Annotated in this window: 7 protein-coding genes and 1 pseudogene; 2 read left to right on the top strand and 6 right to left on the bottom strand. The window is 38.1% G+C overall.

All coding sequences use genetic code 11. From position 1 onward, the window contains the following. Positions 1-2: 2 nt before the first annotated feature. Together FJ366_03960 and FJ366_03955 are read left to right on the top strand one after the other, a co-directional pair. Complete coding sequence (locus tag FJ366_03960; GenBank protein MBM3894720.1) at positions 3-674, top strand: tetratricopeptide repeat protein; 672 nt, start codon at positions 3-5, stop codon at positions 672-674. Between the two features lie 34 nt (positions 675-708). After that, on the top strand, positions 709-2,916 hold the full coding sequence (locus FJ366_03955) for a tetratricopeptide repeat protein (protein ID MBM3894719.1): 2,208 nt from the start codon (positions 709-711) through the stop codon (positions 2,914-2,916). Positions 2,917-2,963: 47 nt separating this feature from the next. Here FJ366_03955 and FJ366_03950 read toward each other — a convergent pair whose 3' ends face one another. The 6 genes and pseudogenes from FJ366_03950 to lepB (FJ366_03925) form a co-directional block, all read right to left on the bottom strand. Continuing rightward, positions 2,964-3,326: a hypothetical protein gene (locus FJ366_03950; protein ID MBM3894718.1), complete on the bottom strand. Its 363-nt coding sequence runs from the start codon at positions 3,324-3,326 to the stop codon at positions 2,964-2,966. 178 nt (positions 3,327-3,504) lie between these two features. Continuing rightward, positions 3,505-3,951, bottom strand: a complete 447-nt coding sequence (locus FJ366_03945; protein MBM3894717.1) for a hypothetical protein — start codon at positions 3,949-3,951, stop codon at positions 3,505-3,507. 172 nt (positions 3,952-4,123) lie between these two features. Continuing rightward, positions 4,124-6,106, bottom strand: a complete 1,983-nt coding sequence (locus FJ366_03940) for a sodium-translocating pyrophosphatase (GenBank protein MBM3894716.1) — start codon at positions 6,104-6,106, stop codon at positions 4,124-4,126. 404 nt (positions 6,107-6,510) lie between these two features. Then, positions 6,511-6,591: pseudogene (locus FJ366_03935) on the bottom strand (FmdB family transcriptional regulator). Positions 6,592-9,628: 3,037 nt separating this feature from the next. Beyond that, positions 9,629-10,783, bottom strand: coding sequence for a signal peptidase I (gene lepB, locus FJ366_03930; protein MBM3894715.1), 1,155 nt, complete (start codon positions 10,781-10,783; stop codon positions 9,629-9,631). A 3-nt stretch (positions 10,784-10,786) separates the two neighbouring features. After that, entirely contained in the window at positions 10,787-12,178 is a 1,392-nt protein-coding gene (gene lepB, locus FJ366_03925; GenBank protein MBM3894714.1) for a signal peptidase I, read from the bottom strand. Positions 12,179-12,422: the final 244 nt, after the last annotated feature.

The raw sequence follows: 12,422 nt of genomic DNA, 5'->3' as shown, positions 1-12,422 counted from the left end.
CAATACTGCTTCGTCCGTATTATGGAAAAGCGTGGTTCAATTTAGGTCGGTTGTATCTTGAGCAAAAGAAAAATGAAGAAGCTTGGTCTTCGTTTGTTAAAGCAACGCAAGGCGATTTAGACATTCCAAATGCGTTTGATATTTTGGGTCAGGTTGGCTTACAGCTTGGAAAATATGAGCAAGCAGCCATCGCATTTGAAGAAACATTGCGACGCTCTCCGGGAATCGATCTTCCGCGAACAAAATTTAATTTAGCAAATGCCTATTTTCTGACACAGCGTTTGGATGAAGCGCGTGCTATTTTTAAACAGATTAGCGATCAGTATCCACAAGACAATCAATTTTCTTACAACCTTGCAGAAACTATGTTTATGCAGGGTGAGTATGCTTCTGCATATGAAATTTTTAATAAACTTACAGCCTTTCCCGATGCGTCGCCAAATGCACCAATGCGTGCTGCTCAGTGTATTGAAAGGCAGGGTGATGTAAAATCTGCATTTGCATATGTTACTGAAAAATTAGCGTCAACAAATTCTGACAAAGTTATTAATATTCTTCGCCCCGAACATTCACGATTGGAGCTTGCTGCACACCTAAAAGATTCTGGTGGTGTGTTGTCTGCAGAAAATGTGAACTATTTTTTGAGCAAAAATGGTCAAGATGGTGTAGCATAGGAGCCTGAACGACCAAAAACCATCTGAGGTTTTGATGAAACGAGAGTGGCAGTATAGTTTGTTTGTGTGTATGTGTTTGGTTGCGTATGTATTTTATGCAAGCACATTTGAGAGCACTGTTCTTTTTGACGAAACAGTTCAAGCAGAGCTGTCAAAACAGTCTCCTTTATTTATGGATGAAGGGCTTGTGGGAATTTCTGTGTTGCTGCAGCCTCGATGGGTTCCACTGGTTGTAAATCAATCGTTAATACTTCTTTTTGGGATGAGTGCGCAGAGTTTTAGAGTTCAAAATTTTATTTTGCATTTATTGTTGGCGTTATTGATTCTGTTAATTTTTAATTTTATCTTTGATCGCTTGCCTTCTGCCTCTTGGGCGTATGAACGAAAAAATAGGATTGTACTTTTTGCCGTGGGGCTTTTTTTGCTTCATCCGGTGCAAGTTCAAACGGCCTTAAATATTTTGCAAATGCGACTCGAGGGTCTGTTGACCTTATTTGTTTTGCTGGTGCTTGGCTCTTTTATTCGATTGTTGTATGACGAAAAAACCTGGTATCACAGTCCATGGTTTTATTTATTGTTGTGTATGAGTTTTTTATTGATTGGCACCAGAGAGTCGTCAATCGTTGTTCCGTTCTTATTGTTTCTTGTCGATTTGTTTTTGGTGGTGCGTGGCTCATTGCAGGATCTTAAAAAACGAAGTTATTTTTATAGTGTTTATGGGATACTTTTTTTGGGAATGTACTTGCTGGTCAATTCTCATATTTCATTGATTGATTTGCTGCTTGGTAAAATGACGGTTTTATCTGCTCCTGGTTGTTTGGTTGTGTCGTCATATCAAAAAACGGTTTCGAGTTATGAATATTTGCTGACGCAGTTTCCGGTTATTTTTCATTATTTACGCGTATTTCTTTTTCCATTCCAGTTGTGCTGGGATTATCATTTTCCGCTGGTTACCTCTCTTGCAAACAAGCTTTTTATTTCATCTTTTTTAGGATTTGGACTTTTAGGATTTTTGGGGGTCTATTTTTGGAAGATTGTAAAAGACGACGTGTTACCTTTTGCGATGGTCTGGTTTTTAGTTTCTTTGATTCCTCGAAGTTCATTGATGCCGTCTTCTGAGCTGGTAGCAGATTACAAAACATTTTTATCTTCTGTGGGGGTGATGCTCGGCATTTCGTATTTGGTTTGTTTTGTTCTTGAGTATCTCTATAAACATTTTTCTGAGGATCAAAAAAAATTTGGGGTCTGGGTCTTTTGGATTGCTTTAGTTGGGTTATTTTCAGGGGTTATGCAGCTTTCAGCTAATCAAAAGGAATTGTGGCAAGATCCAGTTGTCTTTTGGCGATATGTTTGTTCAAAGACTCCTTTGCGTGCGCGAAGTTATTATCATTTAGGAAAGGCGCTTATTACCTCCGGGCAGCAAGATGAGGGTATGGAGTGCTTTTTTAAAGCAATAACGCTTGATTCCGGATATGCAGATCCTTTGATCGGATTGGGAGAGCATTATTTGCAGAATAATGATTTTAATAGAGCGCAAAATTATTTTGATCGCGCAGAGTTGTGTGAATCTTGCAACATGAGAAGGGTGTTTGAAAATCGAGCCGTATTGGCCTTGTCGCTGGGCAAACCACAAGAATCGATGGCTTGTTTTGAAAAAGCAATTGAATTCAAAGAATGTTCTGCTGATATTTATTTTAAATATGCTGAAGTATTAAAACAATTAAGACGGTTTAAGCCTGCGTATGATGCGATTAATATTGCTCTACAAAAATCACTTACCCCTCCAGCTGACATGGTTGTACTTAAGTCGCGATTGGCATTTGAACTTGGCAACTACTCGGATGTGGTAACTTGTCTAGAAACGATTGATCCTACACTTTTTGACATAGCAACACAGTTTGTTCTTGCTGCAAGCTATTATCGTTTGGAAAATTATAAAAAATCGGCAGATCTTTTTGGGGCGGTCTATCATAAGCGCCCTGATAATTTAGATGTGGTCTATAATTATGCCCAGGCACTTATGCAGAGCGAACGGTATTCTTTGGCAATTCCGTTATTTCAGCAGTGTGTGGAGCAGGAAAAATATCCATTCGCACAATTGCATGCTGCCACCTGTTTTTATAAAAATGGAAACACGGGTGCAGCTCGAACATTGTTTGCAAAACTAGATACCAAGGAAAATCTTTCCGATCCTGTGCGATTTAAACTTGAATCACTCAAGAAAGACTTTTTAATTGCATGAAAAAAGGGGTACACAGCGTACCCCTTTTTTACGTAATTTTGTTTTTACTATGCAGCTTCTACTGATTGACTTTGCCTTGCATCAACTAATTGCTGTGTTTCTGCTATGAGTGTTGCAAGTATTTCTGCTTGGCGGGCCATTTCATCTTCTTCTGGCTTGAGTGAAAGATGTATAACGTGCTGCATTAAAGCATCTTCTTTTTTTTCAAGTGATAAGTTATCGCTCTCATCTGTTTGGGTTGCGGCATCAATTTTTGCAGCAAACCAACGATTGTAGAGTGTTTTTAAAATATACGTAGTCACTTCAATTGATTTGTCTTTTAAATACTGAGCCGACTCATAACCGACAGCTTGTGTGTTTTGACTTGCAAAAGCCAAACTTATAATAAATACGTAGGTAACTTTCTTCATAACCCCTCCCCGGATTAGTGATAGACGATAACTTCTCTATGTTTCTTATTGTAACAATCACATCTTTTTCTGACAAAAGGCCTCATATTGTTTTTTAAAAAGGTGGGCTTTTTTGAGAAAATGATTGTTTTTTTATAAAAAAGGCCAAGCGTATTGGGCTTGGCCTTTTTTGAAAAGATTAAACTGCGGTTACTGCTTGAGCAGCATCAATATTGAGTGTGTCTGAAGTACTTTCGACTGCTACTGCAGGTTTTGGAAATTTCTTTTTGATGTCAGCTTTTTCAGCGTTGTAAGCAGCGGTAATTGCTTCTAGTTTTGCTCTAAGTTCGGCATCAATTTTTTTGTCGTTTTCTTTAAAGTGAGTATCATACAGGCCTTGAAGTGCTTGTTTGTGTGCTTCTTTAAGTTCTGCAAGTGCTTTTGCATATTCAGGGTGCAGTAGTTTGAAGGCATCGGCGCATTTTTGGCGGTGTCTTCGTGCTAAAAATCTTTTTCCATTGCTCGTTGTTTTCGCGGCGGTGTATTTGAAGAAGCGAGCAACCGGGTAAAAGGTTTCCTTTGTTACTTTTGCTGAAACTTGAGCAACGGTGAGTACCAAAAAAGCGATTTGAATTATCTTTTTCATCATCATATGTTTGTCCAATTCATTAATTGACGTGTTGTGGTCTTTTTAATGTACAAAGACATGCTTTTTTTAACAAAAGGGATGAGTTTTACTTAAAAAAATAGTCATTTATAGCAAATAAAAAGGGCTCGATTTTTAAGATCGAGCCCTTTTTATTAAAAATTAATTGTTCTTAGATGGTTGCAAGAAGCAATGAAAGAACTGACATTAATTTGATTAAAATGTTTAAGGATGGACCAGAAGTATCTTTGAAGGGGTCGCCAACGGTGTCACCAACAACAGCTGCTTTGTGCGCAGGAGAGCCTTTTCCACCAACGTTTCCAGCTTCGATAAATTTCTTTGCATTGTCCCATGCGCCACCAGCGTTTGCCATCATAAGGGCAAGAGGAACACCAACTAACGTTGCGCCAGCCAAGAATCCACCAAGAGCAAGTTTGCCTTGAAGGCCAAATCCATATCGAATAATAATTGGCATAGCGATTGTGAGAATTCCTGGGAGCAACATTTCGTATAATGCCGCTTCGGTTGAAATACCAACACATTTTTCGTAATCAGGTTCTGCTTTACCTTCCAAGAGTCCTGGAATTTCTTTGAATTGTCGACGAACTTCAAGAACCATTTTCCATGCAGCTCGACCAACAGCCTTCATGGTCATTGCTGAAAGTAGGAATGGCATGGTAGCTCCGATAAACATTCCGGTGATAACTGTTGGGTCAATTAAGTTGAGCGCAGAGAGTCCAGATGCCATGCAGTATGCTGCAAACATTGCAAGAGCAGAAAGTGCAGCTGAACCGATTGCAAAACCTTTACCAAGAGCAGCTGTCATGTTGCCAAGTGTATCAAGTTTATCGGTGATTTTTCTGACTTCAGGGCCGAATCCAGCCATTTCTGCAATTCCACCAGCATTATCGGCAATTGGTCCGTATGCATCAACAGACATCGCGATTCCAACAGTTGCAAGCATTGAGACAGCAGCAAGAGATACGCCATACAATCCACCAAAGTAGTTGTATGATGCAAAAACAACGGCAGCAATAATCCAAATTGCGGCAACGATTGAGCCAAATCCAAGGGAAAGACCGTAAATTAAGTTTGTTGCAGCACCAGATTGTGATGCTTCAGCAAGTTCTTGAACAGGTTGTCCATTGGTGTAGTGGTCGGTGATTAAGCCAATAACGATTCCGGTGATTGCTCCCAAAAAGACAGATCCAAAAAGATTTGTAGCGATTTGAGCTGATTGCATATAAAAGTATGAAGCCACAATAAAGCCGATAATTGCGATATTTGGAGCAAAGTGGAGAAGTTTTTCTGATTTTACAGGAATTACAAAAACGGAAAGCAGTCCTGCTGCGGATGCAAAAATACCGATTGCAGAAAGAACCAACGGTAAGCTTACCAGAACTGAATCTGCACTGTAGGTTTCTAGTGCCAAGACCATTGTTGCGGTTACTGCAGCAACAAAAGATTCGAAAATATCAGCACCCATACCAGCGGTATCACCAACGCAGTCACCAACGTTGTCAGCAATAACGGCAGGGTTTCTAGGATCGTCTTCAGGAATTCCTTGTTCAACTTTACCCACAAGGTCTGCACCAACGTCAGCGGCTTTGGTATAAATTCCTCCACCAACACGTGCAAACAGTGCAATTGAACTTGCGCCGATAGCGTAGCAAGTTAAAATTCTACCGAATGAAATGTGATCTTGATACAAGAAGGTAATGATGCCAAGGCCTAAAAGTGCAAGTGTGGCAACGGTGAAACCCATGACAGATCCACCCATCAAGGCGGTTAAAAGTGCAGGGCGTTCGCCTTCGTCTTTTGCAACCATCGTGGTAAGTACGTTTGCTTTGGTTGCGGCATGCATCCCTACAAATCCTGCAAACATTGAAGAAATCGCGCCAGCAACGTAGGCGTACGACTCGATTTTTCCGCTTACAAACCAGATGAGAGCTGCCGCTGCAGCGATAACAACGACCAAGATGGAATATTCTTTGTGTAAAAACGCCATCGCTCCACGTCTAATAAGATCTGCAATTCCCGATGCTTTTTTATCATGAGCGTAATCTCTGGTAACGCGCGAAAGCGTTAAGACAGTTACCAGCAAACCAAGACCGGTTGCTGCGGAATAAAGTCCAAAAGGTTGTGTAAAAGCCATAAGTATCCTTTGTTTTTGAAAAAATGATTAAGAGGTTACTGCCGATTGTAGAATTCTGGTGTCATTTTGTAAAGCAATCTTGCGTACTTCGGGTGCAAATCTTTATCGTGATTGTATGTTTACCTGTTTTTGGGGGAGTTTAATATGTCTTTTTCAATCCTTAAGTTAATACAAAAAACAGTTTTTTATGGCTTTTTATTGTTATCGGTGCCGCTTTTTTGTGCAAAGCCAAGAGTTGTGGCTGTTCCTTCTTCGACGGCAATTGTTCCCTATCGTAGTCCATTTTTGCCTGCCGCAAGAGGATATTCTAGATTTGATGATATTACTCCCTATGTGCCTCGAAAAAGGTATTCTCAGCCATCAGTTGTTTTTTCAAGGTCGCCCCTTCCTGCAAGATTGACTGATCATCGGGATGATGATGAGCTTGAAGACACCGCAGACGATGAAGATGATGCAGATGATGCAGATGATGAGGGCGATGAAGATTATTCTTCGTTTATTGAGCAACAAAAAATCTCAAATACCCTTGCCGCTTGGGAGCGAAGGCGTCCTGAGTATAAAGATTTTATGAAGACGGTAAGGCGTTGGATTGCTGGTGATTTTCAATCTCTTCAGAATGTGCTTAAAGTTCAATTGATGCTTATCCTTGTTAAGTTTAATGATGAAATTACCGAATATAAGAGGCCCTCTGAGGATGATTCTCGAGATTTACTTGCTGATCCTATGGTCGAAAAAGTCAAAGAAAAATGGAAGGCGTTTTTTGATCGTGTAAAATCAAAATACGTTGCTGGTGGTTGGCCAGTTGCTGAAGTCGTTGATAGAAAAAATGTTAGAAGAAAAACAGGTAATTTTCAGATTTTTCTTTCGCAGTTGCAAAAAGCTTTTTATGAGCAAGCTGTTCCAATTAATATTCTTGTAAATTTTGCACGAATCTTCACCCCAGGAAAAATGACATTACAGTATTATCATGATCTTAAAAATTCGATTGATGGCATGCTTCTAGTAAATGAAAATTGGGTTTTTGCCGCGTATCGATTTCTTCGTCGAGTAATTGAAGAGCTGGAAATACTCAGGGCTAAAAATGTAGACAGTGAAGAAATAGCAGGTCTTATTGATGAATTTGATGCGATTACAAATGATTTAAAAGAAGTTTTAACCGATGGCAAAAAAACAAGTTTTATTACAGGGACTTTAGAAGGTCAAAAAAGCGAAGTTGAGCGCCTTAAAATTGATGTCATTTCAAGATTGGATGAGATTGAAGATGATGCACAAGAAGTAGCTAAAGTTAGAAAGCTGAATGTTGAGAAGATTTTGCGTTTGTTTTATTCGTTTAATCAAATGCTCTTGCGGGCTGATTCGGCATGGATAAATGTAAATAGTCCGTCAGTCAGAAATATGCTTAATCGAATGTATCGTTTTTATGATTCAGTTGTAAAAATGGGGCCAGGAGTTTCTCGAGCTGAAGATTTATTTATTTTTCTTCAAGAGCTTGTGCGAACACATTTTTTGATCGATTGTTGTTCGTCATTTGATAGCGTTTTTAAAAAATGTGTTTCAACTGATATCGAGTTGGAAAAAAATTTAAAGAAAAAATATGCCGAATTATGTGATCGTTTATGCTCACCACATCAGTTTGCTTCTCCAGATAAACAAGAATATCAATTGTTTAAATTTGAAGTCTATTATGATCCCTTGGTTTCAAAAATGGATGATTATACGAATTCATTAGAGAATTTTGTTAAATCATTATGGAGTTTTTTTCCACATGTCCGAGGTAGAAATGATAAAGGTGAACTAGTACCTGCAAGATGTGTAGTGGTAAGATTTGATTATCCTAAAAAGGGGGAGTTGCTGACCTCAGATAAGCAGTCACGACGTTCTCCTGCGGGGTTTGAATTTAAAGTTGACGGATATGTAGATAAAGCTGTTGTGGTTCCAAAAACAGACAGTGAAAAAGATTTAGAGGTTGTTGAAAAAGAAGTAATTAATTGGGTGGGATCAAATCCGGATGCAGAGTATGACAAATTTGTAAAACTTCACGACAGTCTTAGCGTGTTAGTTTCTTCTTTGAGGGAGCCCTTAACCTGGAAATCAGTTAATCGTTTGAATCTTATTTCTGTTGGTTTGATGCATGCATGTCTTACAGCAGATATGCTTCTTCATTCTGAGTACAAAAAAAACGTCGGTGCTAAGCCAGACTATAAATTTGATGGTTTTTGGAATAATTTTGTGGATGTTTTAAGAGCCAAAAATGTTGAAAAAGCATCGTCGTTTAAGATTAAGCCGGATGAATTTTATTTGGATAAGAGAACAACAGGACAAAAACAATCAGCAAAAGATGGTTTCAAGGCTATACAATTTATTTTGAGAAAAATAATAGAAGATTTCTTTTTATTCAAAGCATCTTCAGTGGTTTCTGAAAAAACGTTAGAAAAAATAAATAAATTATATAACGACTTGTTTGGTCAAAAACTTCTTGTTGGTAATGTTCTTATGAGAAAAATGATAGATGCCCAGCGTTTATTGTTATCAAAAATTAGAGCTCAAATAGATACTCCTGCTGGAATTGCAACTTTAACATCATTATTTGAAACGAAACTTGATGAAGTTAAATGGATAGCTGATAGTATGGTTGATAATGGCTTGCGAGATGAACTTATTGAGCTTATAGATTCTTCAGAAAAGGTAGATTCGTTTACTGATGAGGTATTGTCTGAGTGGCGTCGTTTTTTTGGGGTTTTTCTTCATACTTCAAAAACTTCAGCTGTAAGAACATATTTGAAAGACAAAGGGTTGCTCAGTAGAAAATTTGGCTTAAGTTTGGGCGATTTGAAAAAGCGAGATTTAAAAATTACTGACAGATTGGATCGATATGCTTTAGTTGAAGTAATAAAGCCTTTGGATCATGGATTACCCAAAATGAATGGAGGGTTTCATTCATTCGAAAATTTAAATAAGTGGCATCGTTTAAGAATACAATTAGATAACCTCTTTCAGCTTGATGATATTAAAAAACTTACTGCGCATAAGTCGTTAAATGGGTTTAATAAGATCGATGGAGAAGGGTATCCATACGATGTGGTTGTTGATGAGGATTCATGGGAAAGCTCACAAATTTATTTAAAGCAGTACGTTTTAGCATTTGCAAAGTTATTAATAGAGAGTTCTATGTTGAATTTTAGAAGATTTCTGCCACGGGAAATTTTAACTGCTGGTACAATAAATTATATCGCAGCGCTTTATTTTGAATATATTAAAAATAAAGTTGATCCCGCGTTTACTAATTTATTTGTAGCTCTTGTTCGACGTTTAGATACCAGATTTAGCGATCTAGGGTTTACTCGAGAAATTTGGCCGATTACTCATGCTGTTGTTGTGGCAACTGGTATTAAAGAAGATGTAGCTGATTTGCCAACTATGGTTGGGGAGCTTGAAAAAACGCTTCCTACGGTTTCTTTATCGTCAACACCTGGATTGTCGCCTGGGGGTTATTAATTGATATTTTTACAGAGGATTAGTAGGTTATTTGATCCTCTGTAAAAATCTATTTTTTCTCATTTGGTGTGAAAAAAAACTTTTTGGTTTTCTTAACAGCTCCAAAATCCAAGATTCTTCTTGAGAGTCTATCGAATACAAAATGCCACTTATTTTGCCAATGATATTTTTTTGGGGAACAGCACCAAACGTTCTTGAATCGTGTGTATTTCGTCGACTATCATTCATGCACCAGTAATTTTTCTCGGTAATGGTTATTAAAAACTCGTCACGAGAGTCTTTTTTGTATGGTTTTTTATAAAAAGGATGCGTTGTTTTTGGATTAATTAAGACATCTGATTCTGATATTTTGTAAAATGGTTGATTTTTAAATGACTCATTTTCATCAAAAGAGATCCATCGGATCGATGAATTATTTACGGTAGGGTTAATCAACTGAGCCAGCGCGGTATCGTTTTTGATAGATACATTTTTTTGCTTGATCGCGATTAATGGATATTGGTTGATAACGTTTTCTGAAAGTTTGTTTTCATTAACATAAATTGTTGGAATATTTTGTTCTATTTTTCCGCTGATCGTTTCGCCCGAAAGCCCTACGATTCGAGCGATTGTTGTTGAAGCGCTTGCTGGTAGGTTGAGTGAATTTATTTTTATTCCTACATATTTTTGCCACCATCTTTGAACATCAGAGAGCGTTTCGGTTTCTTGTGGATTTTGAATCAATACAAGATCGCCTCTTTGTGGGCTGCTTAATACATAAGCCAGTCTATTTACAACGATTGTATCTCCGACCAGAAGAGTGGGTTCGCACGTTCCTTGGGATACGGTTGTGATGTTAAAAAAATAGGGTTTAAATAATAAAATAATAATTATAGCAATCGAAAATAGTTTGAAGAAAAATTGCCACCGAGGTTGAATGTCGTCTTGCAGAGATTCGAATAACTTTTCAACATCAGAAATTTTTTCACTTACCAGCGGAATATCAACAGGCTCTTGAGTGAGTAAGGTGTTAATTTGCTGAAGGCTTCGATCGATTGTGTGCTTTTTTGTTTCAATTATTGTTGCTCGTTCAGGGTGCGAAAACTTCCATAAATCGATTTTTTGATTAAGAAAGATATGCTGCGCCGTTACTTTTTGTAGCAACGCAGCATATTTTCTCTGCAACTTTTTGAGTTGAAACATGGCTTAGCCTTGTTCGGATTTAGGTAAAGGGTTCTTAAGAATTGTAAATGCTCTCTCTGGGCGCAGTTTTTTCGACCAGAATGAGAGTGGATTTTTAAGGATATCAAACAACCACCAGACTTCTTCACTGTTGATAGAATACATAATAATGCTTGCTTTACCGCGAATTAAGCTGCGATCAACAGGACCCCATACTCTGCAGTCGTGACTGTTGCGTCTACTGTCACCTTGTAACCAATATTTACCTTCGGGTAGGCGCATTTTCATAAAGGTATCATAGTGCTCTGGTTCTCCGGCTCTACGGAATAATGGTTTTCCCGTAAATGGGCTTTTGCAAATTTCTTTTTCTTCTATTTTGTAAAATGGTTGTTCATCGAGTGATTTTTCTGGGTCGAAGGTATAAAACGATGGGTGACCTTTGCAGTTTTCTGATTTTCTGATTTCTAAGAATCGAACGATATGGGGAACGTATGCAGCTGCAAATCCAACAACCGCCGCGGTGAGTTCTAATCCTAATTCAGGCAGGATGTCTGCAGGATTTGTGATGTACCAAAGAGCAGCTGCTGTAAGACCGATTCCTGCGCAAAGGACGGGTGAATTACGTAATTTTCCAAAGAATCGCATAATTGGGTTTGAAGCAGGGAAAAAGCCATTCATTTTTTGTACAGCGATCAACGGATACGGATTGACCCATGGTTCATCGAGTTTTTTTCCGTTTCTGTACAATACCGGGTGTCCATCTTCGATGCGCCCTTCAATAATGTCGCCAGGAATACCAACAACCCGTTTTACAAAGTTATCAGGACCTTCAGGAAGACCTAGAAATCCAATTTTTACCCCAACAAAACGTTGCCATAAGTATTTAATCCAGTTACTTGAGTATGGAACTTCTGGATTATCAAAGACCGCCAAATCGCCACGTTTAACATCAGAAAACCAGTACGCGGTTTTATTGGCGATTAATCTGTCTCCCACAAGAAGATTTGGTTCAGCTGAACCGGTTGGAACGCAGTACCAGCCGATTACAAATGCTTTGATAAAAAAAACAAACGCGAGTTGCACCCAAAAAGAATCAATTATTTTTTTCCAGGTAGATTTTGTTTTTTCATGTAATTCATGAAGTAATTGATCTGCGGTTGTTAATTTTTCCATGAATGTGGCGTACGAAATTTCGGTTTCATTTTTTGAAAGTTCGGCATCAAGCTGAGATAAAAGAGTGTCTAATTTTTTTTTCAAGGATGTGTTTTGTAGATATTCTTGAGCGCCTTTGTGGCTGCCTGCAGAATCTTCGGTCGAGGTTGCTTGCTGTGTTGAAAGATAATTGTCGATTGAGGGTAAAAATTCTTTGTATTGTTTTTTTACGACAAGTAATTTTCTGTGTAAATAGTTTTTCATTATAAATCCTTTTAATTATGCACTTTAAGCTCTGCCCATAACTGTGCTAAATCTTGTGGATTTAGATTTGATGGCGCATGATTGGACCTGTTGAGTATAGTTTCTTGAGGCAGTGGACACGAGCTTTTTTGAGCTTCTGGACTCCAGTAGGTATCAAGTAATATTTTTGTTGTTGGTAAAAACTCAGTATTTTCTTCATTTATTTTTGCTATTTTTTCATCAAGGCAAAAGTTAATAAATTTTT

Source organism: Candidatus Dependentiae bacterium, assembly GCA_016871815.1.
Lineage (GTDB): Bacteria > Babelota > Babeliae > Babelales.
The sequence above is the reverse complement of the archived record's forward strand: the minus strand, read 5'-3'. Positions and strand labels throughout refer to the sequence as shown.

Coding starts and splice junctions, on each gene's coding strand:
- FJ366_03955 (MBM3894719.1), top strand. CDS start 709: ATGAAACGAGAGTGGCAGTATAGTTTGTTTGTGTGTATGTGTTTGGTT.
- FJ366_03950 (MBM3894718.1), bottom strand. CDS start 3,326: ATGAAGAAAGTTACCTACGTATTTATTATAAGTTTGGCTTTTGCAAGT.
- FJ366_03945 (MBM3894717.1), bottom strand. CDS start 3,951: ATGAAAAAGATAATTCAAATCGCTTTTTTGGTACTCACCGTTGCTCAA.
- FJ366_03940 (MBM3894716.1), bottom strand. CDS start 6,106: ATGGCTTTTACACAACCTTTTGGACTTTATTCCGCAGCAACCGGTCTT.
- lepB (MBM3894715.1), bottom strand. CDS start 10,783: ATGTTTCAACTCAAAAAGTTGCAGAGAAAATATGCTGCGTTGCTACAA.
- lepB (MBM3894714.1), bottom strand. CDS start 12,178: ATGAAAAACTATTTACACAGAAAATTACTTGTCGTAAAAAAACAATAC.